Source organism: Polynucleobacter sp. 39-46-10 (assembly GCF_002282275.1).
Genome location: NZ_NCJB01000014.1, coordinates 1 through 25,754 on the forward strand (window position 1 = coordinate 1; position 25,754 = coordinate 25,754).

The 25,754-nt window shown below is 43.3% G+C and carries 18 protein-coding genes; 9 read left to right on the plus strand and 9 right to left on the minus strand.

Annotated features, from left to right (window positions below; genetic code table 11):
* Positions 1–353: 353 nt before the first annotated feature.
* The 7 genes from B7X71_RS02510 to B7X71_RS02540 all read right to left on the minus strand — a co-directional run bounded on the left by B7X71_RS02510 (position 354) and on the right by B7X71_RS02540 (position 16,812).
* The gene (locus B7X71_RS02510; RefSeq protein WP_293597112.1) at positions 354–2,096 is read right to left on the minus strand and encodes a DUF262 domain-containing protein; all 1,743 of its coding nucleotides are present in this window, start codon (positions 2,094–2,096) and stop codon (positions 354–356) included.
* 142 nt (positions 2,097–2,238) lie between these two features.
* Positions 2,239–4,227 (minus strand): DUF2779 domain-containing protein, encoded by a 1,989-nt coding sequence (locus B7X71_RS02515; RefSeq protein ID WP_293597113.1) that lies wholly within the window; start codon positions 4,225–4,227, stop codon positions 2,239–2,241.
* Positions 4,228–4,245: 18 nt separating this feature from the next.
* A complete protein-coding gene (locus B7X71_RS02520) occupies positions 4,246–5,259 on the minus strand; it encodes a WYL domain-containing protein (RefSeq protein WP_293597114.1) in 1,014 nt (337 codons plus the stop codon).
* A complete protein-coding gene (locus B7X71_RS02525; protein WP_293597115.1) occupies positions 5,246–6,649 on the minus strand; it encodes a hypothetical protein in 1,404 nt (467 codons plus the stop codon). The genes B7X71_RS02520 and B7X71_RS02525 overlap by 14 nt, the downstream gene beginning before the upstream one ends.
* Positions 6,650–7,018: 369 nt before the next feature.
* The gene (locus B7X71_RS02530) at positions 7,019–10,348 is read right to left on the minus strand and encodes a Swt1 family HEPN domain-containing protein (RefSeq protein ID WP_293597116.1); all 3,330 of its coding nucleotides are present in this window, start codon (positions 10,346–10,348) and stop codon (positions 7,019–7,021) included.
* A 3-nt stretch (positions 10,349–10,351) separates the two neighbouring features.
* Positions 10,352–13,237: a DUF1156 domain-containing protein gene (locus tag B7X71_RS02535; protein ID WP_293597117.1), complete on the minus strand. Its 2,886-nt coding sequence runs from the start codon at positions 13,235–13,237 to the stop codon at positions 10,352–10,354.
* A complete protein-coding gene (locus B7X71_RS02540; RefSeq protein ID WP_293597118.1) occupies positions 13,234–16,812 on the minus strand; it encodes a helicase-related protein in 3,579 nt (1,192 codons plus the stop codon). Before B7X71_RS02540 ends, B7X71_RS02535 begins: the two co-directional genes overlap by 4 nt.
* 339 nt (positions 16,813–17,151) lie before the next feature.
* Between B7X71_RS02540 and B7X71_RS02545 the strand changes: the two genes are divergently transcribed.
* Complete coding sequence (locus B7X71_RS02545; RefSeq protein ID WP_293597119.1) at positions 17,152–17,559, plus strand: MerR family transcriptional regulator; 408 nt, start codon at positions 17,152–17,154, stop codon at positions 17,557–17,559.
* On the plus strand, positions 17,556–19,883 hold the full coding sequence (locus B7X71_RS02550) for a VIT domain-containing protein (protein ID WP_293597120.1): 2,328 nt from the start codon (positions 17,556–17,558) through the stop codon (positions 19,881–19,883). The genes B7X71_RS02545 and B7X71_RS02550 overlap by 4 nt, the downstream gene beginning before the upstream one ends.
* A 302-nt stretch (positions 19,884–20,185) precedes the next feature.
* Here the strand turns inward: B7X71_RS02550 and B7X71_RS02555 are convergent, their stop codons facing one another.
* Together B7X71_RS02555 and B7X71_RS02560 are read right to left on the minus strand one after the other, a co-directional pair.
* Positions 20,186–21,154 carry a hypothetical protein gene (locus B7X71_RS02555; RefSeq protein ID WP_293597121.1) on the minus strand — a complete coding sequence of 323 codons (969 nt, stop codon included), beginning with the start codon at positions 21,152–21,154 and terminating at the stop codon, positions 20,186–20,188.
* 253 nt (positions 21,155–21,407) lie between these two features.
* The gene (locus B7X71_RS02560; RefSeq protein ID WP_293600169.1) at positions 21,408–21,677 is read right to left on the minus strand and encodes a hypothetical protein; all 270 of its coding nucleotides are present in this window, start codon (positions 21,675–21,677) and stop codon (positions 21,408–21,410) included.
* Positions 21,678–21,809: 132 nt separating this feature from the next.
* Between B7X71_RS02560 and B7X71_RS02565 the strand changes: the two genes are divergently transcribed.
* From B7X71_RS02565 to B7X71_RS02595, 7 genes are all read left to right on the plus strand, one after another.
* Positions 21,810–22,778 carry a WYL domain-containing protein gene (locus B7X71_RS02565; RefSeq protein WP_293597123.1) on the plus strand — a complete coding sequence of 323 codons (969 nt, stop codon included), beginning with the start codon at positions 21,810–21,812 and terminating at the stop codon, positions 22,776–22,778.
* 101 nt (positions 22,779–22,879) lie between these two features.
* A complete protein-coding gene (locus tag B7X71_RS02570; protein WP_293597124.1) occupies positions 22,880–23,188 on the plus strand; it encodes a hypothetical protein in 309 nt (102 codons plus the stop codon).
* 166 nt (positions 23,189–23,354) lie between these two features.
* A complete protein-coding gene (locus B7X71_RS02575) occupies positions 23,355–23,558 on the plus strand; it encodes a sigma factor-like helix-turn-helix DNA-binding protein (protein ID WP_293597125.1) in 204 nt (67 codons plus the stop codon).
* 350 nt (positions 23,559–23,908) lie between these two features.
* Entirely contained in the window at positions 23,909–24,139 is a 231-nt protein-coding gene (locus B7X71_RS02580; RefSeq protein WP_293597126.1) for a hypothetical protein, read from the plus strand.
* Positions 24,140–24,201: 62 nt separating this feature from the next.
* On the plus strand, positions 24,202–24,660 hold the full coding sequence (locus B7X71_RS02585; protein WP_293597127.1) for a DUF1810 family protein: 459 nt from the start codon (positions 24,202–24,204) through the stop codon (positions 24,658–24,660).
* Between the two features lie 210 nt (positions 24,661–24,870).
* Positions 24,871–25,452: a hypothetical protein gene (locus tag B7X71_RS02590; RefSeq protein WP_293597128.1), complete on the plus strand. Its 582-nt coding sequence runs from the start codon at positions 24,871–24,873 to the stop codon at positions 25,450–25,452.
* 11 nt (positions 25,453–25,463) lie between these two features.
* Positions 25,464–25,754, plus strand: a 291-nt coding sequence (locus B7X71_RS02595; RefSeq protein ID WP_293597129.1) for a hypothetical protein, incomplete at its 3' end; no start/stop codon positions are given.

Here is a 25,754-nt window from a genome sequence, read left to right on the forward strand (position 1 = left end):
GGGGTGGAGCAGTCTGGCAGCTCGTCGGGCTCATAACCCGAAGGTCGTAGGTTCAAATCCTGCCCCCGCAACCAGTATTTATAAGGCTTTCAGGTCAATCGACTTGAAAGCCTTTTTACTTATTAGTCCTCTCGTAGACGCATCGTAGACAAATAAAGGGAATAGACCCAAGCTAAAAACACAGGAAATAAGATCAGCTCAATAAAAAATACCAACAAAACACAATCACACTACATAACCAACTTAAGGCCAACATTTCAAATAAATAAGAAATTTTGAGCAAGGGTCGGGATTAAAGGGCCTCTAAAAATCAAATTGTCCAAAGCTACGGATTTTTTGGGGACGCTTTAAAATTAGAGAAGTTTTTCGGACAGTTTCTGCACTATCAACTTCTTTCTCTCTTCCACAAACTGCTGGAAATTAGAAAAATCATATGAAATGCCCTGCGGGATCGTCGAAGCTTCTAAAAAAAGCGCATTCTGCTTATTACTCCAGTCAATAAAATCAGTGTCACTCTTTTTTATATTTACTGATCTGCTAAGTAAGTGCAAATTAGAAATAGAGTTTGCATTCTTCTCATAGAAGACAATTTGTTCCGAACTCAAACCTAGCCTCTTATACTCTTCATTGCAGAACTTAGAGATTGGGAAAATATGATCCTGATGGCACTCGTCCCAATATTTTGAGTCCGTCAAAAGCATTAGCAACAAATGTGAATAACGAGAGCTATAACTTTCTTTATCGATCCAAGATACCACGTCATCACGAATTATCTTGCCCCCTTGGAGCAAGTCCATCAACTCTAAAAAACTTTTTCCAGATTTAATGTGGGTTCGCGCAGATTTTAGGGTGGTATCAGAGGATCCACCAAACAACCCTGTTAATTGAGATGTGACTAACCATCTAATTATCTGGCCTTTCTCTATAAGATCCGCCGATTCCTCAGACTCTACAAAAGCGCGATTTTTCTCATGATGATCGAGATAATAGGCGATGGGTATGAGGGAATTTTTTGATATGACATTGGATCTTGAAAAACCATATCTTGAAATTAGCTCGACCGTCAGTTTTAAATAATTCTTTATATCACTCCACTTATCAGAGACCACCTTGAGGTTCGTATTAGTGAAATTAGCTATTCTGTATCTAACATCTAAATCTGACAAAACTAAGGATGCCTTCAATACATCATCTTTTTTAAAGTCATACTCTGGCTTGTGTAGACTTTCTTTATTGAGTAAGTCTACAAAGTCATGGACCTCTTTTCTTGCATGATCAGGTAAAAAAAGATCTTTGTTAGACTGCATGAATGCCAGCAATAGATCAGACTTCTCAAGCTTCATACCGCCATCGTTTAGTCTTACAAAAATGTTCAGCACGGCCTCATCATCGGTGTTCTCAACACTCTCTACGTTCAGGATCTCACTTTCACAAAACCGAGTGTATAGCCGATCGAGTATTCTAAATGCTTCACGCTTTCTTTCACCTTCGGGGTGGAATTGGTTTATACGGTCATGATAGGTGTCTTTAAAAGAGTCTTTTTTTCTATCTTCTGAAATGCTTTTATCATTGTATGGTGCCATCACAGCCCCAACCTTTATCCAAATATTGTTTTCATCATCGGAAGGTAATTCGTCCTCTGATTTAAACTCGAACTCATATTTAAGCCCATCAGTGTTATCGGCATCTTGAATCGTGCTGAGCAAATTTAAACAAAGGGACTTTCTTATGACTTTGCCATAATGCTCATGTGAATATGAGCCTCGTAAGCCTATATTTAAAGCAGACAGCCTTTGTTGCCCATCTAAAATTAATCCAAAGTCATTGAATCCATCGGTTGCTGGCTCTACGTTGTGGGGGAGTTGTTCGCTGTAGTTACATACGAATTCATATAAGTCCATTTTTTGCACGGCTTCTTTCGTCACTTGCCAGACGAGAATAGAACCAAATGGATACCCCTGCATAATCGAATCGAAAAGTTTTTCAATTCTTTTCTCTTTTCTCTTCCATACAAATTCTCTTTGCATAGAAGGTAACAACCAATCGCGATTTATTCGCCCCTGCAGGACGTCAGCGATTCTTTTTGAGTACATCATCATATTCCCTTTATGAAATAGTTGGTTCGCACCAGCACAAGAGTCTTATGCCCGCAAAAGCACTAATCAACTAAGCTTTTAGATTAGCACAACCTAGGCACTCAACAAGCCACTTGAATATCCATTGAAGCAATATTCAAAGTTAAACAATCCGTTTTTTTAAAACTGCAAACCATCCCTCAAGAATCATCACCATAGCCAAGGTATCTAGCTCACAATATCTAAGTAGAGCGTTTGCGATATAAAATCGCTCGCCTCCTGATAATTCTTCAAACTGTAATCTTGCGTATGCAGTTGATGCAGCGCCACCTAAATTGATTTCGAATTCATCATCCATCTCTAATTCGGCTAACTCATCTTCCGAGGCATCGCTAAATACCGGTGGCAGCAACTTATAGGGGTCTTGAACCTTGCCATCAATCTCTTTCCACCAAATCTGGTTCGCGAAGTTAAGACTCTTGATTCTCTGATCTGATCCATAGATTGGCTGCGAATACTTCTCTCGGATAAATTCTGATGAAGACAATATTGCGGGAAGTACTTTTTTAATGGAGTTACTTCCCTTAGTCAGCGGATGAAAAAATACTCTCTTAGACAAGTCACATAGGTCAAACATCGCCCGAGAACCTTCGTGTAGAGTCTTTCCACCTTCTTTTTTCTTGGTTAAGCTCAAGATAAAAGCTCTAAGCTCATCCGTATCGACAGGAGGAGATGGGTCCTCATTTAACTCATCCAATATTGCATTTAAGGTCGTATTCTCATGCGGCGACCACATAAATACTGTGCCCACATCTCCAACCGCCTTTTTAAGCTCTCTGACAAACTCGTAGTTTGGCTTCACGCCTGGCGTGGTGCTGAGGAATTGGGTCTTATGCTCTACCGTGCCGTCACGCTGCATCTCGTGATGAGAAAACTGAAATGCAATATTGGAATATGGCTTTTGACCCTTAAAGAATGGAATAGCCACTCTAGCCGTTTCAAAATCAATGAAATGCAAGGGGTACTGCCACTGAGACCTTGCCTCTTCTAGTAGGTCTTTATTCAAATAAAAACTTTTGCCCCCTGGAGTAGATTGAGATACTTGCATCCATTGGCGCTGACGAGTAGTTAGGCCATGGGAAAAGTCCTCATCCTCACTCTTCCATCCAAGATCAGACTTTTCAACATCACCAAACTTCAAAATGTCGTCCTGGATAAGTCTTTCTTTCCCTCTAAAACCCCAAATATCGAGCACCATGCCATCTTCAAAGTCTTTTGGCGTTAACCCCTTGCGATCAAGCCAGCACTCATACAGACCACTCTTTAAGTCTTGCTCAGAAGCGGTATTTTTAAACTCGCACTTGCCACAATGAGCGCCCACTGGAGAGACTATTTTTTGATCTTTTGCATATGCGTCTGACCAGCGCTTCACAACTTCAGGGAAGTATCCCGTCACTCCTGAAGCCTCAATGGGAAGCTCTAAGATCTCCCTCACATATTCATTGATGTTGATAGCAGTCAGAATGGGGTCACCGACTAAGCTTGCATTAGCCTTCGCAGAAACCTCAATAGATGATCTGCCATTGACTTTCTTGATCTTGAAAAATTGATTGAGACCATCTACCGAACAGGCCTTGGACTTATCTGCCATCAATAGGAAGCTATCGACTTCTAAATTTGGAAATGCCTTCTTAAACACATAGGTCTGAAAGGCAACATCTTGTAGATAAGACAGCATTCCGCCGTCAATACCACCCCGAGCACCTCGAAATCCTCGCTCATCTGTTGAATCAAATGACTTCGCTTTCACCTCAATCAACTCGACTCTATTACCCCGTTTACGAATGACATCCACACGGATAAACAAATCCTCAAAGCGAATGGCAGCTTCAAATATCGTGACATTTTCTTGTGCTAGTAAACGAGTGGTTTCCAGCTCTTGAGCTTCATGTCCATCGACTGTGACCTCAATACCACCTGGATACATAATTTTGGCTAATTCCCCTACCTGAAAGCCGCCTTCTGCCAAGGCCTGCAAAAAGGTATCTTCACTAGAGGTATTGGTGTACTCAGCAGTTTTTCCTGTGTAAAAAAGCTTGGTAGGGCATTCCAGCGCAGTTTTAAAGCGGGACTTAGTTAAATATCTTGGCATAGAAACTCTTTAGAAAATTTACTTCTTAATATCGCTGTACTGATCCGCTGCAGATCTTAAGGTACTGGCCATCTCTTTAACGAGTCCTGCCGGCTTTAAGATTTGAATGCCTGGGCCATGCGACAAAATCCACCAGCGCAGTTGCCAACTATCTAAGACTGTCGCCTTGAGATGCTGCCGGCTATTTTTAGAGCTTAAGATTTGATCTGTTGAAATGGGAGTTTCAGACAAGAGTCGCGCCATCTCATCAGAAATGAGCGCAGTTAATTCGATTTCACCGCCCTCACCAAATTGCAATGCGCCATCGGTAATATATTTATCCAAGCTAAAGCCCTTTAATGGCTTTAGCTTTTCAAAAGTGCGAGTTACGGCCTTAAATCGATGTAAGGCATATAGGCGAACATCTGAATACTCTTTCGCAGTCGCCACCAAGTACACGACTGCCCCACGCGTAACCATCGCCAAAGGGTGTAAGCGCAGTTCAATCAACTTATCGCTCATGCCTTGGTATGTAGCCTGGACTTGCTCATCCAGTAACAACGCATTTTGAATCAACTCCAAAATTCCTTCATCAATGGATGGGGGCAACAATGGCAAAGTAGTGGGTACGGTTTTAACCTTTGCAGCCCACCTCGCCGTCGATGATTTCTTGGCCATCATCGCTAACTGTGATCTTGCTTGCGAGAACTTTGATTGCAGCGTTCTTTGAACCGAGAGCGGCAGCAAAGGTTTGAGGGTATCTTCGACAACTACTAGAGATAGGGCCTCGGCTAAAGTAATGGATGGCAAATCCGCCGGTCTATCAAATGACCAACGCCATTTATAGGGCACCTGATCATCATCACACTCCAAACCAAAAAACTCCTGGAGATCTAGCAAATCTCGTTCCACTTGGCGCTTGCTGATCTCATATCCAGCTTCTATTAACCCCAAAGCCAACTCTTTTGCAGTTTTACCTTCAGTGCGCGTCGGCAAAAGCTTTAGTAGCTCCCACTGGCGAGCTAAGGAGTTCCTGGTTTTATTGGAGGGCATTAGCGAGTCCGCTATGATAATTATTTAACATAGCCAATAGATCATCCTGATAAATGTTTCTATTTTTCATTAGTAATTTAATAATATCATCTAACAAAGTCCGGTTAGATCGCATTTGATCTAACGTTTTTCTGTATTGACGCTCAATATATGCACGCATGAGGGGTTCTATATGGGCAGCCTCTGAGGCGCTCTCGCTATTCACCACAGCCGCCAGATTGACACCCGTATGCTGCGCCTCCTCCATGTCCACGCAAATTCCGTGAACAGCGAAAAAACCACGTACATTTCCACTAATTTCTTCTAAATCAGAGCGCAATCCACTGGTACCGATTTGCTCTACCCCCAATACGAGCTCTTCAGCCGCCCTTCCACCCAAGGCAACACGCACAGAATGTCTGCCGTTTTGATATGCATCACACCCAAGCTCTTGATATAAATAGCCATAAGATTCAACGGTTACCCCCAGAAAACCCTTTCCAGGTGAAACACTCACATAATCTGGGATATTGGCACCATCCGAATCAAGCATTGCCACTAAAGCATGCCCAGCCTCATGCACTGCTGTGCGGTAGAGATTTTTTTCATTCAAATGAGGCCATTGGGCAATATCACCCGTCCCTCTTGCCGACAAGATCACTAAATCTTTATAAGATGCAGGTCGATTCTCTCGCGCTACCAAACGCTTGATGCTTATCGACAATAAACTCAAGCGCCGTTTATCTGGAAAGACAACATTGAGCAAAGTTCCTACTTTTTCTGGATGCTTGGTAATCGAGACATCCCAGCTCTCTCGCCCCACATCCTCCAATAACTCTTCATAGCGCTCCAACGGACTTGCTTTGGGTATGATGAAGCGACGATCAAATCCATTGGCCGAGCGCAATTGTTCGGATAGGTCAATGTATCGCTCCCCCATTACGACAATTATGAGAGGCGCATTGATATTGGCAGTCTCAAGCAATTTAGATAAATGCTCTAAGCTTGGCACATCCCAGCCAAATTGATTCTTCTCACTTTTATCATCCACCTTGATAAAGCACTCTACTGGCAGACAGGCTAAAGTTGGCGTGCTAGGATGATCGCCACTAATTAAATCCAGGCCCTCTTGTTCGCCGGACAGCCAGGATACAGTTTCATCTGACGATAATGTTAAATATTGCATCTCAGCCATTTTGGCAATATTAGGAATCACTTGTTGACAAGCAGAAACATCGGGGCACTCAATCATCACCGCCCGACCCACTAACAGGCTGATGTTTGGGTTTCCGGGATTTTGAACTACGCTCTTTAAGTCATTGGCCCAGTTATGCAGAACTGCGTAACGCTCTCCAAGTATTGGCGAAGTTGATGTAAGCACTTCATTAATTGATTCAAGATGCTTTGTCATTACCCTACCCACTCTATAAAATATTAGTCTAGGCTTAGGGTGCGACAGATTGAGTCGCAAGCAAGAAAGTGTAGCGGCCAAAGCGGAGTGCCATCTCTTCTAGAACATGTGTTCAGAGTCCAAACCAGCGTATTCCTTCCGGGGTGATAGCAAGCACACCAATCTTCGCCTCAGGGGTATCCACCCGCTGCATGAGAATCTTTCCATAGATATTAGGATCAACTAGCGACATAGCATATTATCCAATGCAATCAAACCTAGATTCCTAAACTTATACAGAATCAATAGACTTTACTGCAATGATTTACCATAAAAACTCTCTCAAGTAACAGGCCCAAATTAACGTCGGTTCACGCAAATTAAACCGTATTAATCCTTCTCAAAACCCTGGTCTGAAAATTTAAGCGTCCTGCAATTTTCCGTTACAGTTCTGACAATGCCATCAGGAACTCCATCCGGGACTTCCGCATGAATTTCTAGGGTCACCTTTACATCAGCGCCAATTAAGCCGGATAAATGAGCGATAACCTCATCTGCGATCCTGCCGGCATCTCGCCCAACTCTAGTTGGGTCCAACACTACAGAACCATGAAACCTACCTGGCTTTTTCGTGGAGTCAGACTTAGGAATAAGTGCCCATCCCTCGTCAGTAGTCCGATCGCCAGTATCGCCTCCACTACCCTCTAAAAAATCATCTACTTGAGTTACGCGCTCGGCATCAAGTTGATCACTGGCGATGCCCGACTTAACTAATAAAGCGGTTCCATGAGGATCAATTGAATCGATAATTTGACCTCCGCGAAGCCCCTTATACCGACTGGCAGTCACATCAAAGTCATCGGCCAAGGCGAAGCCATCATTTGCCCATGTTACTAAGCGGACACCCTCGCGAATCGATTCAAGAAGAACTTGAGAATCCCTCAACCTTGGGAGATAAATATATCGAGCAAAATCCTCTACAAGCTGCTTAACGGAAACATGATTGCCATCGCGCCACAGCAAACGATCCAACTCCATCCTGAGTCGCGAAGGTGCAAAACTGGCCAATAACAACTCATCGGTACGCAGCTTTTTGCTAGCACGCACTGCAAGCTTATCCGATCCAGAAAGACGGATTGACTCCCAGGCAACAGGAGCTTGGGCATTTGGCTGAATGGGAACAAGCAGCCACTGGTATGTCTCTGGAATTCTTGCAACCACAGTTGCCTCAGCCCCAGTCTTTTGGGTTTCAGCCTGGGTTACCTGGTAAGGGGTGAGATCAAGCTGTTTTTCATCCCTAAGAATTGAATCCCAAGCAAGGTATTTACGAGTTGCCTCCTCTAGATCCTGCAGCCGTGTTTTATCTGCAGCCAAAAAAACTAAACTGTTTCTATAAATACGTGGTGCATTTCCTCTATTTTCAAGGATGGCCTTAGCAACAACTTCAGCGGCACTATTACTTTCCTTGCTGTATGGATGGCCGATACCTAAGACCACTAATCTTGCATCAAAATCATCTGGAACGTCAGCGCCACCTTGCGGTATTGGGTGCACACGACTAAAGTCACCGGCAAACGCCAAATCTTTACGTATTCTCTGTTCAATTTCGTTGGCAACCTTTTCCGGTTCCCTCTTTAATTGATCCGTACGATCTTCGGCTAGCTTGGTAACGGTAGGTTGAGTTGAATACCAGTAGTGAGGGCCATCTTGGTAAAGATATGTGGCTGCACCAGCCATGCGGCGAAGCGCATCGCCAAAAATAGCTGGAGACTCTCCAGGCATCACACAACCTAATTTAATGCGCCTGTCTTCTATACCTTTATGGGCAGCAGCCGTAGTTGGCGCTGAGCCCATATAGATAGTTCTGGCAACGCGACGGCAAGCTGAAACCTTGCCCAAATTTGGAAGCTCACTATCAATTTTCAATGGCAAGGAATTAGGACCATCAACATCCTTTTCAATAACCGGCACCCAGTTATCAGTTAGGTATCTGGTTAGCTCCGATTGAACGCGTGGGTCATCAATTGAAACGTTTGCAGGAAGAATCAAAGGATTGCGATCACCCTTCTCCCATAGACTATGAATAACAGCGGCCATTAAACGAAGTACGCCTCGTGTGCGCTGAAACTTAACTAATGTTGACCAATCTGTATAAAGTCGATCAAAGATTTCCGGATGAATTGGGTAGGCTGCTTTAATACGCTGCTCATATTCTGACTCATGACACTCTGGCGGGAACTCTGCCTGTTGATTGCGATATAGATCTGAGAATGCCCTGGCAATCACATCCCTGTCTTTAAATTGAGTGGGATCTGATAATGGCTTAAATAAGCGACGCCTAACAATTTCAAAACCCTCTTCAGCCGTCGCAGGCCTCCAAGAAGACTCAACACGCCCCACAACATTGCTTAAACGATCAAGAGCTTCGCGACCACGGGTTCCGCCAACCTCAATATCTTCAGATTGAGCATTTTGTGACCCAGAGGTATCAGACGCAGGAAGACTAATTACAAGCAAAGTATTTTTGGCTAACTTTGCAGATTCAGTGAGAACCTGTGCAAATGTAAATTGTGTCTCAAACCCACCGGCCGGTAAGTCACTTTGATCGTGAAGCTGTCTCGCATATGCTACCCACTCATCAATGAGGATAATAGAAGGCCCATACTCATTGAATAATTCACGCAAAACATCTCCAGGACTTGTTGCATTCTCATCATCAGCCTGGATCCGCTTATAAGCCTCAGCGCCGCCCAATTGCCACGCCAACTCACCCCAAAGAGTCCTAACTACAGTACCGTCAGACTTTACTGAGGGATTGCTTGGAGAGATTTTATTTCCAACTAAAACGATTCTTTTAGCTTTAGGAATCTTTGTTGCACCAGCCTCCTGCATAACAAGATCAATACCAGGCAACTCAGTTGGGTTGGCACCCGAAAAAAGATGGTACAAGGCCAACATCGAGTGAGTTTTCCCGCCACCAAAATTGGTTTGTAGCTGGACTACTGGATCACCACCATCTGTGGTGAGTCTTCTAACAGCTCCAACAAGCATTTCTTTCAAACTTGAAGTCAAATAAGTGCGCCGGAAGAATTCAACTGGATCTAAATACTCGTCGGCGCCCTCTCCCAAATGAACTTGCCATAAATCAGCAGCAAACTCAGCCTGTTGGTATCTTCCGCTAGCAACATCATCATGAGGCATCACCACTTCACGCCATGGTTTAAGTGTAGAAGCTACACCACTCTCAATGGCAATACCTGCTGTCTTACGTTTTTCACCACGCGCCTGCTCATCAAAACGGACGCGCAGCAACTCCATTCGCATTTTCTCCACATCATCAGCTTGAGAGGCTGAAATAGCAGTTAATAACCTTACTGATGAGTCTAGGGCACGATAGGCATCATCACTAGAAAAAGCTTCTTGGTGCGCCCACTTATTGCGAACTGCGATAATTTCATTAACCAAGCTACGATCGGTCTTACCCAGCACCTGACGGAAAACATCACTCCATTTCCTATCCATTACAACCAATAAAGCTGCAACGTCATTTATAGAGTCACCTTTGCCAACTCCAAGACGCGTATCGGATAACGCATCTTTCATTTCAAAGCCATAACTTGTTCCGTATTTAGCCTTAAATTCACGCTCGACAAATGGGGCTAATCCAGCTTTTAGTAACTCTAGCGCTTTACCAACGCGCTCATGATTTGTGATGGCCATCTTTTATTTCCGGAAAAAATCGTCTTGCTGAGGGATTGATACTGCGCTACTTTCAGAGGCAAGCCTGGTAATCTCAGGCCAACTTTGCACTAAAGAGTTATAGGCCATTGCATCGTTAGCGCGCTTTTTACGTTCACATAAAGTGTAAAGACGGTAACAAAGCTCCCTAGCAATTTCTGCGCTGCTTCCTAGTTTTGCTACCAGTTGAGCAGCCGCACTTTCACCGTTAGCCTCAAGTACTCTAACTAACTGATGCACAACTTCCCACGCCGTTATCCGACCATCCTTCAAGGGATCCCAATCAGCTGGAAGCTCATTGGGCCTAAATAGTCTTACCTTACCTTTACCGGATTGAATAATTCCAGCATCTGATACGCCAGCCACTGAAGTTGCTTTTGCTCTTGCCAGTACATCGGCCACGCCAAACTCACCATCAGAAAATCCATATTGGTCAAACCACGCTAAAGCAAATCGACTATCAGCGTCAAAATCACCTTCCTGCTCAGCCAATGATTCATCCAATATTTGGTTTATCAATGCCAATGCGGATCTAACACTTAATGGCTTACCTTCGGCATCCAATACGCTTGAGAATTTTGTATAGACTGCCATACCGGGTCCAATTGCCGCCTGAGCAAGATCAACTGGCGCAATATTTCCAGCCTGTAAATGACGAAGTGCATTTGGTAGCTCTGCTTTAAGATCGGCTACAAATTCTCTTCTAGTGGCCACTTTAGCAGTTGACGAAATTTTTCTACAAACCAAAACAATACTAGAAGCAAGTGCGTTTGTACCTGAACTAACCATCCTATTACCCATTTCAGTTCTCATGGGCCAAGTCCCTGTAATAGAGAATCCTGCTTCAATAACAGCGGCCAAAAAAGTATCCCAGCCGGTATTGGTTGTTCCGTCCAACCCATCTGCCTCTGATTGTTTGAAGGCATAATAGATGGTTACTGGAAATGCTGGGTGAGCCAGCTCTGCAAGTCTGTGCATTGCTTCCGTCATGCCACTCAAAAAGAACTTTTCTGCATTCAGCTTACTGCCATGACGGAAAGGGGTGGCAACTAATTCTTCAGACTTTGGTACATTCAGTGTTGAAAATAAACCTTTTAAGGTATTTTTTAATGATCTGCGCATCCATACGTAGAAAAAATCAGACAAATCAGCATAACCAATATTGTCGTAGTAAGGCGGATCCGTAGATATAACTTTATGATTGGAGATTGATTGAGTTTGAGCATCATTCTGTGTTGCATAACCAAATTGATTGCCGGGAAACTCCAACACCACCCTCTTAACCTGATTAATGCAACTCAAAAAACCACCAGTCGAATCAGATAAAACATTAGCTTCAGCGTAATCCCAAACCATTGGGATAGCTTGACGTCCAAATGTATTTCGCATAGTTTGACCGCCAGAAATCCAGGAGCAAATAGTCGAGTTATAGTCAGCTAATTTTCCGATTGCACATGCCATGTAAACACTAATTGCATCAGCATAAGCGGCGGCTTGATTACCTCCATCTTCCAATGCACGTTCATCATCTTTAAGGCCGGCTTTTATTGCGTCTTGCAGCACTTTTTCCTTAACCTTTGGAATTAAGTCTGTGAATGTAGTTAACGCGACCAACTGCCTGTTGGTGAAAAGATCGGACCACTTAAGCATTCCATACTCTTGAACCCTAAACCCCAATGCTTTAGCAGGTAACTCGGCCTCCGGAATATCTATTGGAGTTGCATTTAATGCAATCCGCTCCAACTCCTCGCTTGGAGCCAAGTAGATTCTCTCCCTATCACCTTCAACCACTATTGCCATCAAACGAGAACCCATGCGACCCGCTTTTGCCTCCGCACGAAGATATTCAAATGGCATTGGCGTACCCGATAAAAGACATAAAAAACTACTACCGCTACTACCAGACTTTGTCCCAATCTTGGCAGTTGATGAGCTGGGAGGTTTATGGGGCCTTACTACAAAACGATAATGATCGCCTTCGATAATTGGCTCCACGTAGGCTTCTTTTCCGTCTTTGGTTGACAGCATAAATGTTGTTGCCAATGGGACCTTAGATGCCTTGAATGCTGGATTTGGGCTGTTAACTGTTCTTGCCCATAAGCAAGCAATTACATTTAATTTTTGACCGGCGTATTTCATTAAATCAGGACGTTCATCAAGAATATTCTTTGTAATCTCAATTAAGGGATATAGGTGCCCGATTTTTTTCTCGGCCAAATCTTTTAAATAGGATCCGTAATAATTAATATCCTCGGATAAACCTTGTAGACCAATCCAATCCCTATCAACTAAATCAGCATTGCTCATAATCTGAGAATTTACAGGCCGGCATTTTGTAAATTTTGGAGGTATTTCAATCATCGCCTTATTTAATAAAACGGCAACCGGATTCAAGTCACTAGCATAACTCTCAAGGCCGAGTCTCTGCGCCTCCAATGGAATTGCACCTCCCCCAGCAAATGGATCATGAAATTTCGGAAGTTTAAATCTATCGTACAAGACATCAGCATATGGCTCGTTCGCATTCTCAGCACAGGTATATCTCCAGCTTTGCCAGATCTCTTCTCGAGCTTTATTTAATACAGCAGTGTTTGATGTGTTTTCCCATTTGACAAGATCTTCAACAATGCGAAACAGTCGCTGCCTCTCCTTATCTTGCGCCTTTTCATTTTTAAATATATCAGGGTGAGATGAAGGGTCATCAACCATCTGAGAAAAGATAACAGCCCTAGCTGCTGCTAGCGGCCTTCTTGCCCACCATAAATGTAATGTTGATGGATGTCCTTGACGTATTGACTTCTCTTTGCCGCTGGCTGCATTGATTGCCTCAAGTGGCAAAGCAACTTCAATTAATTTCTTCTTATATTTCACGATGGCTTATCTGCTCTGGAAAGTAATTCTGGAAAATCATAATTTACGCTCGTAACCCCAAAATCTGGTTCACGCTGAAATGGTTGGCGCAAATAATGGGTGTTATGCGTCTCATCACCCGTGAATTCAACAATGGCAAGTATGAAATCATCGGGTTTATTTAGAGAGTATAAAATTTCGTTACGCGTTACTGTTATTGTAGGCGCGCCCGCAACACGACCCTTTACCTCAATAAACCGAAGTTTTCCTGTTCCAGGAACCCGACTCTCAATATCGTAGCCCAGCTTTTCAAATTCTCGGTCAACCGGCTCATACCCAAGCTTACGCTCTACATCCATAATCACAGCGCGAGCTCGTGCAGCACTAATTTGAGTATCTACAGGATCATTAAAAGCGGGGTCAGCATCCTCACCCATCATCTTTCTCACCAATCCCATTGGAATTACTAGCATCCCGCCAATCACTACCGGGGGCAATGGAGAGATCTGAGCTTCTTGCTTTAGCTCTTCAAGTCTTTTTTGTAGTCTTGCCTGCAGATTATCGGCGCGCTTTAATGCCTCAGCAGAATTAAGTTTGGCATTTGGCTTTCCAGCTTGCTCCTCCGACTTTAGCTCCTGCGCCCTATGATCCCAGAAAGTAATTTCTTTAACCAAGCGATCCTTAACAGCGGCTTCCGTTTTGGCAATATGATCCAGCTTATGGCCACGAACTTCTGCAAGATGCTCTGGTACTACGCTTGATATGGCATAGCCCTGCGCTTTTTGCTCAAGCTCCTTATTAATCCATCCACATTCAGGCCGATCTAAAATTGACTCTGCACTTGGCTCATCGGGTCCAAGCGGACGATAGTCAAGATACGGTGCGTAATTGATATGCCTTATATTGCCTTGTGCATCCTGCTCAACATATAGCATTTTTTTGGAGATAACTCTTCGCTCACCCGTGCGCACTGTGCTGGCATCCTGGATTGAGTGCTCTAAATAAAATAAAACACGAGGCTCAATTCCTTCATCGCGCCCATCAACAAGAATGGTTCCTCTTTTCAGAAGATCTCGGTTGCGCTCTAGGGTTAAATCAATCACAGAGTCTAGCAATGGATGTCCAGGACAAACAAATGCTGCCAATGGCTGACCTTGTGGTGCCACTAAGTTTTTATCAAATGTAATACGCTCATACCGAGGTAAAACAGGCTCGCCCAATCCAATAACCCTATCGCGATTTTTAATAGGGCCAGGAACATGGGTAATTTCAAATCTACGAGGTTCGCGTGGTTTCACTGCGCCACCAAGATTCTTAAAAGCCTCATAAAAGAAGGACTCTATATAGTGAGGTTGTAATCTTCTAGCATCTGCACGCTCCATATCCTCACGAATACGCTGCACATTCGATACATCCATGACATCACGCGCCAATGCGCCTTCGTCCAGAAGATCTTCGAGATGACCTCTGTCTAGCGCATGGTCAAGCACAGTTGTTAGATATGCCTTCACTTCAGGTTTTTCACCATGACGAATAGCTTCAATCAAAAGATCTCTTAGTGACTTGCCCTCAAACTGCAGCTTCCCGAGTACATCAAAAACCTGCCCGCCAAGGGCTTGCCTGGCCTGCTCCAACTTCTCCAGCAATTTTCGATAAACATCGCCTTCACGCGTGTCATCTGCTACAAGATTCCACAAATGACAGACTTCAGTTTGACCAATACGATGAATACGACCAAAGCGCTGCTCTAATCTATTGGGGTTCCACGGTAGGTCATAGTTCACCATGAGGTGAGCGCGCTGCAGGTTAATACCCTCGCCCGCAGCATCTGTTGCCAGCAACACCTGAACTCGCGGATCATGCTTGAACGACTCTTGCACCTTTAAGCGCTCTTCACGGCCAATACCACCGTGAATTTGTACAACAGCATCCTTGCGACCTAAAAGCGTAGTAATCCGCTGCTCAAGGTAATTCAATGTATCCCGATGTTCAGTAAAGATCACCAATTTTTGATGGGGTGACGAGCTAATAGCTGGAATTTCTTTGCCATCGACTTGAGTGGCCGCTTGAAGCCTAGATACCTCACCCCCTACTGTAAAAACTTCTGACAACAAGCCAGCTAATTCGCGCCATTTTGTATCTGTTCCACTTTGTTTTACTGACAAGGCTTGCGCCTCTAAAACTTTCAAAGTCTCTATCTCAATACGTAACTCTGCAATTGAGCGAGAGGCTGTTGCCTGGTCCAAAATTTCTTCTTCTGCAATTTCAACTTCGACTTCTGGCGCTTCGTCTAAATCCTCTAAATCTTCAACATCTAAATCACGAATGGAGATCGAGCTAGCAATAGGAGCCTGTCCACCTCTTTGTAAAATCTCTAACTCTCTTAGTTTGCTATCTAATCTCTCTCTTCTTCTATTTAATGACCTATATATGGCCTCAGGAGAAGATGCTAAACGGCGTTGCAAAATAGTCAACGCAAAGCCTACGGTTCCAGCACGCTTATCATTCTCTAATGCTTCTGCACGGTTAAATTCCTCACGAACATAGTCAGTCACCATTGTGTACAGATGCTCTTCTGCAGGAGAAAGTTTGTAAGGAATGGTATGCGCTATACGCTGTGGGAATAGCGGAGTTCCATCAAACTTTAATAAATTTTCTTTGACCATCCGTCGCATTAAATCGGTGGCGTCGACAGTGTGAACACCATCTCTATAGCGACCCTCAAATCGATCACCATCTAGTAAAGCCATAAAAAGCTGGAAATCGGCTTCTTTTCCGTTATGTGGCGTTGCAGACATTAGCAAGAAATGTCTTGTTGTTGATGAAAGCATTTGCCCTAAACGATAGCGCTTGGTGTACTTAGTTTCGCCACCAAAAACAGTGGCGGACATTTTATGGGCCTCATCACATACCACCAAATCCCAGCGGCAATCTGGGGCTTCTAACTTCGCCTGTACATCCTCATTGCGAGCAAGCTTATCTAAGCGAGCAATCACGAGATTGGTTTCAATAAACCAATTCCCAGTTCGGGCAGCCTCCAATTTATCGTTGGTCAGAATTTCAAAAGAAAGATTAAAACGACGATAAAGCTCATCCTGCCACTGCTCTGCAAGACTGCCAGGACAAACAATTAAGCAACGCTGTAAATCACCTCTAGCAATAAGCTCCTTAATTAGCAAGCCAGCCATAATGGTTTTACCAGCGCCTGGATCATCTGCCAATAAAAATCTTAATGGTTGGCGAGGCAGCATTGCCTCATAAACAGCGGTAATCTGATGAGGAAGTGGATCGACTAAAGATGTGTGTACCGCAAGAACCGGATCGAATAAATGAGCCAGACGAATTCTTTGAGCCTCTGATACCAGCCGGAATAATGCGCCATCTCCATCAAAGCTCCAGGGCCTTCCTTGCTCCGCCAGCTCAATGCGCGGCTCATCATGACGATATAAAAGCTCATTAGCCACTTTTCCACTTGCAGTTTTATAAGTTAATTCAAGCGCTTCCGATCCAAACCACTGAACGCTCACTACCGTTACTAAAGCATCCGGAATAATTCCTCGAATACTTGCATGAACTTGGAGGTCTTCGAGCTTCAATTGTCAGTCCGATATATTAAAAATGTGCAGTTAAATTACTTACGTAGATATTTGAAATAACAAAGAAAAGTATAGCCGTAGCCCATACATTCTTATATTTTTTGAAAATACTCTATAGCGATGCATTAGCCTTAAAGACTCAAGCATTGACAGCGCTTAACATCCCTTTCGGCAAATAAATCATCCGACCCCGAAAATCTAAGTCACCCAAGACCAAGCCAATGCCAAAAGTAACAAAACTAATGAGTGGATGGCTCAAAGAATGAGCTCAAGGATATTTTTTAAAGAAAGTATCATATTAACAGTTATTATTTACAGTATTAGTGTTAATATATCGCCATGGAAGACAAAAAATACACTTTTGAAGAGCTCTGTAGCCTAACCGGTGTCAGTTCACGAACCCTACGGTATTACATCCAAATTGGTCTGGTTGATAAACCAATAGGACAGACCCGGGGGGCTCACTATTTGAGCCTTCACATTGAGAAGATCCTTCGTATCAAGCAATTAACTGAAGCGGGTATTTCGCTTGAACGAATACGTGAAGTGTTATCTGGCTCGCCAATGCCGCTGCCTGAGCGGACTAAAAAGCCGGGAGACATTTCCGTGCGCACTCACCTATGGGTAGGAGAAGGTATTGCATTGGAAGTCTCGGCTGAAACAGCAGGTTTGAGCCCTGAACAATTACGTCAATTCTTAAAAGGCGTAATGCAGGTATACGAACAAGTCAAAAAGGATGCGCAATGATTGTCATTGAAAAGGTAAAAAACGTATTTTCTAGCAGCAATAAGAAATTAGTCCTGCAATCAGTCTCAGCAGCTGGTGTGGCCAATGGTTTATTGCTCGATATGAACATACGCCAGCACTATAAAAACAACACCAACAAAACGCTCGAAGTTGTTTACTCATTTCCCATGGCTTGGGGTGCCACATTTATGGGAATGCAGGCAGAGATTGGCGGTCAACGTTTGGTCGGTACGGTAATTGAAAAAGCGAAAGCAACCGAACAGTATGAAAAAGCGATAGCTGATGGCGATGCTCCCATCATGATTGAAAAGAATTCTGATGGTCTATATACCGCCAATCTGGGAAACCTTAAACCCAATGAAGATGTAGTCATTGAATACAGCTATTCGCAACTGCTCAAGTATGAGCAAGGCTCAATGCGCATCGGCATTCCTACGGTCATAGCTCCACGCTATGGCGATGCCAAAAAAGGTGGCATTGAAGATCACCATAGTGTTGAGGCTGATTTCTTAACTGAATACCCATTCACCCTATCTCTGCAATTAACTGGCGGCCTAGAAGAGGCCACGGTTGAATGCCCATCACATCAAGTGCAAGTGGCTAAACAAGATGAAAGCTTATTAGTCTCGATTGAACGTGAAGCTTTGTTAGATCGCGACTTTATCCTCAATTTAACTAGCCTACAAAATCAATCTTTTTATATTGTCACACCAGATAAACAACTCGGACCCGATGGTTGCACTGTCTTAGCAAGTTTTTGCCCACTAACCATCGACAACCAAAAAGATAGCTCACTAGATCTGAAGATTTTGGTTGATTGTTCAGGCTCCATGGAGGGTGATAGCATTCAATCGGCAAAACGCGCCCTGCATCACGTATTGAGCCACTTAACTACAGAAGATCGATTTAGCTACTCTAAGTTTGGCAATCATACCAACCACCTATTTTCTAAAGTTAAGCCAGCCGATCAATTTCATATCTCTGCCGCCTCTTTATTGATAGAGAACACAAATGCCGATATGGGCGGCACTGAAGTAGAAGCGGCATTGCAATCGACTTTCGATCTAATGGGTGCCCAAGGTACGGCAGATGTTCTTCTCATTACCGATGGTGAAGTTTGGAGTACTAATGAAACCATTGCCGCAGCAAAGGAAAGTGGGCATCGCATCTTTGCTGTAGGAGTAGGCTCCGCGCCAGCAGATACCCTACTAAAAGAATTGGCTGAGATGTCGGGCGGCGCATGTGAACTAATCTCGCCCAAAGAAGATATTGAGAAGGCGATCGTGCGCATGTTCCACCGGATTCGCCAGCCTAGAGCATGCAATATTGAAATTGACTGGGGTCACCCAGAACAACCAGAATGGACTGTTGGCACCAATACCGCCATCTTTAGTGAGAATACAACTCATGTATTCGCTGGGTTTAAATCCACCCCATCAAAGCCAGCCTTGCTAAGTTACCAATTAGGCAATAGCTCACAACGCACAGGCATTGGGGCTTCTCAGATCACACACTCCAAATCTCATAACCTACCTCGTTTGGCAGCCGCACAAAGAATCAAAACCGCGCCCGAAGGCGATCAAATTGCTTTGGCCCTTAGCTATCAACTCATTACAGATAAGACCAATTGCTTATTGGTTCATATTCGCGCTGAAGATGAAAAAGCAACCGAATTGCCGGAGCTGATGACCATTGCGCAAATGCAAGCATCTGGATGGGGTGGCGCGGGTTCAGTCCTGGATGGATCCTCTCATATTCTATTTAGTAAGAGCAAATCATTTACCTCCAAATGCGCGACGATTAATCTCTCTAGCGCCACCTATGCTTCATATGACATGCCAAGGGTATTTAGATCAAGCCCAATCACAGGGGATTCACCTATCTCATTACAAGAATCTATAAGTGGAGATTCAGATTATTACGACATCCCAGCATTCCTCAGAAAGCAGGCAACCGAGTCAGAACAGGCTGCACCAAAGATCAAATATCTTGATCCTGCCGATGTTATTGAGCTAGCTAACACCATTATTTTAAACAAGGCACTTTTTGCTAATTTTGTTAAAAAGATGGATCAGTCCTCGTTTGATGTTGAGGTCTCAGAACTATTTAATAGTTGCTTGAAGTTTTTATCTCAAGAGCAATTGTGGACTACCGTTCTAGCGTGGTTACTCCTCCATCTAGAAGAGTCTGGTAATTGGAATGAGAATACTAAGAGTGTTATTCAAGAACTTACCAATGAGATGGATGCCATTCAGTTAAACAAAGCATTGCGAGTTTTCAATACCAAGATGAACAACATTGGTATGCATGAATGGCTCTCTTAACTTTAATGAAAAATAAATTTGTTGTTACTTGTAGTTGTTGTGTGGCAGTAGATTGCTTGTTGTTAATAGTTGGTACGGCCTAGGGGATTTGGTATGAGTGCCCCAAAGCCGGAGAGATACTCTCTTTCATGAAAAAACCATATCAGCTTGCGCACTCTTTCGATCCCTCTCATTTGGGACCTCCTTTAGGGCAGGAGCAAGCGGACAGCCGGGAAAGACCGGCAACCCCTCACAAAGAACTAAAAGATGTTTAGAGCACTTAAATACAAACTGTAATTCCTAGACTTGGACTGAGAAAAGGCTTAACGTACAGGCCAAAATTTCATCTTTGAATCATAGAATGACTCTTTGAGCCATCTCAAATCAGAAATCCATTTTTCTCTTGCAGCCGGTTTTGTTGGCCCCTGAAAATTAGCCAGCCATGTAATCAGGCTAGACATAGCATAGAGTCTTTGAGCTGTGTTGGGCTGCCCCCAGCGCTCCAAGTCATGAGAGCTATATAGGAATTTATTGAGTCCACTCGAGGTATATGCTTGCCGCAAAATGGCACGTCGCTCTTGAATCGACAAGGCACCCGCCTGAACTGAGTAACCCATCTTTCTTAATGGCGATTCTTCACTTAATGATCCATCCCACTCAAACGTCTTGACCTCATAAGATCTCTTCATAGATGCATGGTCGACTAATTGAGGCCACGGAAATTGTGTGGAATCAATTACGTACTGCAGCGATTCATGCTCTCTAACAGACTCGAGCAAATCTTTTTCTAACCATTCCTCCAGGGGATTGACCCCAGTAATTAACCAAGCAACAAACAGTTCTTGAGAATAAATACGAAGATCAAATCCCTCTTCAATAGAGGTTGCTATTTGCTGATTTAACTCCTCATCATCCACGTTATGGGATCCCAAGACAATGTACCTAACTCCAGGGTCGGTAATATTGACAACATTAAAGTCTTTTTGATTTAAAAATTTCTGAAACTCTATAACCCCCCAAGGCCCATCCCCTTGAATACCGATTACCACTCCACTCATATTGACTGAAGCAGCATTTTTATCTGAACATAAATAATCTCGAATAAATTCAATATTTAAACCTGTTGTTTTTGCCCGCAACTCCTCAATCTCTTGCTGATGCTTTAAGTCTAAATCGAATTCAATGGCCTTTTTATAGAGCTTTTGTATTTCGCTCTCTAGCGTTACAGTGTATGCTTTAGATTCAGTTAATTCGCGAAGCTTTTTTCTATATTCAGACTTATATTCAGACATGCAAATCCCTCAATTTGAGATATATTCCGTTGGCTAATAGACCCTTAAAAGAATATAACCAATCCCTTACAACACTTTCAATAAATCGTAACAAAAAATTGAAGTTTTCTAGCAGAAATACAAACACGCTCTGATATGACTCTCCAATCTTGATGCCTCGCCGCCAACTCACTGGCTTGCAATGATGGATTCTGAAATTGGATATATTTTTCTTATACCGCCACATTTCAGGCCGCCTTTTAGGGTTTTACGTTCATCTGCGAACATAAGAAAGGATATATGCCTTTCTCTTGCTAACCTCACCAGCCAAAGCAATGCCAGCACTCTCATGCACCAACGCCATTGGCTCTTGCATCATCGCCCTATCCGACAAGTAAGGATTTCCATTGGAGTCACGCAACCTGAATTTAGGTAACCCCAAGATCTTGGCGCAATCTACAAAAGCACCAACCGCAAAGAATGGGTTAACCCGATGCCTGTGATGGTCATGAATTTGGATCTGCAAAGGCAGCAATATAGTCATCAAAATTACCCCGAAAATCATTATTTCTTCCATTTTTTATATTTATTAGTATTCTGATGATCTGCTAGCTCAATAAATGAGCTATACATCAACTAAGGTAGCCTAAATATCAATGTTCTTAGAAGGTCACAAATGAGCACCATAGAGCGTCTACACAAGATCAAGTACATGATTCAAGTTCGCAAATGCGTACCTCGTCAAGATTTTCTTAATGAACTCGAGATTTCTCCTGCGACCTTTAAACGTGACCTTGAATATCTACGCGATCGTATGAATGCCTCAATCATCTATGACCGATCTGATGGTGGCTATAGATTCGAGAAACCCAATGCTGGAGAAAAAATCGAATTGCCCGGCCTATGGTTTTCTGAAAAAGAAGCCACCGCCCTAGCCCTCATGCAACATTTACTCTCATCACAAGATAAGGGTGGCCTTATTGGCCCCCATATTGAGCCCTTAATGTCAATCATTGACGGAATCTTAGGCCAGTCAGCCGCTACCTCTAAAGAGCTGCGTAAACGCATTAAGGTCTTTGGAATGGCCTCACGCAAAAGCTCAATTGAAAACTTTGAAGAAATTGGTAGCGCCCTACTTAAACGTGAGCGCCTACACATTACGTATTACTCTAAGGGCACCAATCAAACAACGGAGCGCGAGATCTCCCCTCAGCGCCTCATTCATTATCGGGATAACTGGTACTTAGATGCCTATTGCCATCTACGTAATGAGCTGCGTAGCTTTGCAGTTGATGGGGTTAAAACAGCCGCATTAACTAACAAAAAAGCGGATGATATTTCCGAGAAAGAGCTTCATGAAAACTTTGCCGAAAGTTACGGCATCTTCTCAGGAAAGGCAACCCAAAGAGCTAAATTACGATTCTCTCCAGAACGCGCCCGCTGGGTCTCTGGAGAGCAATGGCATGGGCAACAAACCGGTAAGTTTGATGACAAAGGCTTTTACATCTTGGAGTTTGATTACAACCAAGATCCCGAGCTGGTGATGGACATTTTGAAACATGGATCTGAAGTTGAAGTTTTAGCACCGGTAAGCCTTAGATCGAAAGTAGTGAATGAACTCAAAAAGGCAATATCAAAATATTAAGCAACGGTGACTCGTAAATTTTGTATCACTTTCATGGTAGTAGCTCATTTTTTGAGCCCACACCAACCTAAGATGTATGAATTAACGCATAGGAGGAAACAATGAAAAAGATAATTGCTGTTGCACTTATAGGATTTGCTATCAACGGTTTTACTCAGACGACCAATTGGAACAACAGCCCGCTGAACTATCAAAATAGCGAGCTCAACTACAACAATAGTTCGCTTAATTATCAAAATAGTCCGCTTAATTATCAAAATAGTCCTCTCAACTACAACTCAACTAATGGGCTTTACGACAATAGTGGCAATCGAATTGGCTATGAAGTGCAATCACCCCAAGGCGTAACCAATATCTTTGATAACAACGGCAATCGAATTGGGTACTCACCGAGCCAGCGGACAAAATAAACCCACCTAACTGATTACAGTATTTATCAGACCAGTACTCCTTATAGCGAGTGCCCGTCCAGACCAGCAGATAATTTGATACCCAAAATCAAACTATTTCATATGGTGAAAATGAAATGTGTCATGCTAGATATAGCAAGTATTTTTATATCTCTAGGAGAGCTTGATGACCAATAGCACCCACACATTTAGCAATAGACTCATTACAAGTAATGCGCCAAGCGTGGCTAATTACACTCTTCAAGAAATTGCGGACATGATGAATTTAACAAAAGAGCGTGTTCGGCAGATAGAAGCTAAAGCGCTTAACAAATTCAAGCATCGCCTTAGCGCCCTTGGATACGAACAGAAAAATCTACTGAACTATTAACCTAGAAAAGTCGCCATCACAAACAAAAATCTAACGAACCCCATATACGGAAACAGGTCATGAGTGCGCAAAACCCATATCAGTTCATTATTGTAGAAAGCTTTACCCCCTCCAGTACAAGTGGACGGCATGGTTTAGTCCATGTTCGACCAATTGAGGGTCAACCCTATCCAACATCACTATTCGTTGAATGCTCTAAGGATCTCGTCACAAAATATCCAGTAGGAACACAATTTAAGATTAGAGTTAAGCTTACTGATCGAGAAGGGACCCCCTATCTTTACTCCTACTTTGGCTGGAAGTACGAAGTTGTATTGCAACCCAAAATCTAAACTAGCGAAGGAAGTGCAATGTCGACTAACAAACCCATATTTCGATGCCCCTCTTGCAGAACTCAAATCACCACACAACTGCCAACCATGTGCCCAAAATGCAATCTTGGCATTCCTGAAGAAAAAGGGGCAATTTATCGCGATCCACGAACCCCAAGAGGCGGATTTACTGGCAAAGAGGTGATGGATAGAAATGGCATGCCCTTAGATGCATATGTAGATCGCATGAAAAAATCTGGGTACTCCTAATATCGATCATTTGATCCCACACATCAACTGCCCTAAAGCTCTATCCCGTGAATTAGAACCCCATGATTAGCCTGGCTCAACCTCGAAATCAGGACTCATTACAACGATTCGTTGATGCTCAAAATGAATGCTATGGACAGGTGCTCAAAGAGCTCTCACAGGGCAAGAAAAGGTCGCACTGGATTTGGTTTATTTTTCCTCAAATCCGTGGATTAGGGTTTAGCGAATACTCCCAATATTTCGGGATAGATGGGTCAATAGAGGCGAAGGCCTATTGGAAAAACCCACTACTTAAAAAACGTTATGAAGAATGCTTGCAACTTGCACTTCAGGCAAATGACAGTCCGTTAAATATCCTAGGTAGAACTGACTCCCAAAAATTACAATCCTCAATTACTCTTTTTTTATCCATTGATCCAAACTCCAATCTACTTCACTTGGCCCTTGAGCAATTGTTTAAAGGAGAACTGGATATGAAAACAGAGCATGTATTGGCCGGCTCAAATCAGCAATCTAACTAGCATCTATACCCTTGGGGCTTTTTGGGTCAAAAGTACCGCCGCCTGCACCCCACCCCACGGTGCTTACCCACTATTTTGTGGATCTTGGTTATTTTTACAGTTATATTTACATTAATAGTGTTAATATAATTGTACTCAGAGCTTTGAGCTAAATCCGCCAAAAATGGCTAGCTAACGGAAAAGGCCCTGAAGTTAAATTAAGGGATCACCATGAAATCTAGTCAGTGGCTATTGTTAGTGATGTGCGCAGTAACCTCAACCGCAGCCTTATCTCAAAATGACTTATGCGACTACTATCTTCCTCAGTGTGCCGCTAAGTTTGATCAATATAGCAAGGCGGCAAAGCAATTAGATGTTCAGGTAAAAAACAGAGAGCTATCCAAGCTTGAGGCAGCTCAAAAGGCAATCGCATTATCAGACTCTCTTTATCCAAGGGATGGACTGCTTGCGAATATCAATAGGCAAAATCTGGTGATGGCTCAATTTGCCCAGCGTAATCAGTTATCAGACGACCAAATGAGTGGGCTTGATTCCTCCGCTACAGATACCTTTCGTCAAGCGATATTAGAGAGGTTTGCAGCAGCGAAAGCAGCCCAAGAAGTAGGTCAGTTTTATAGTCAATATCAGGCGACCCAGCAATATCAACCACCCCAACAAAATCCAGCCAATACTGCTGCTATAGCCACAATGCTTAATGGCATTGGCAAGGCTTTTACCAATTCTTTTGGGCAATCCATCACGCCACCACCCCGTATCTGTAATTACTACGGCAGTACAAGCTACTGCTTCTAAAGGGCCTCACCATGAATCCAGAGATAGAACAAAGAGTATCGCTTTCCTTTTGGAGAAACCTAAAGAATGGAGTTTGTACCTCTTATAGGTCCGACAGTGAAATGATTGAGGATGAACATTGGTCTGAAATCACGAGTGCGCTTTCAATTAAAGGTCTACTTTTTAAGCCCACGGTTCGGGACTACTATTTACTGAAACGCCGACCTATCATCCATGAATTATTTACAAACCACATCACCAACTTAAGTATTTATGGATCTTCAAATCCTTTAGTCGAAATAGAAGATGAAGACGCTAGAATA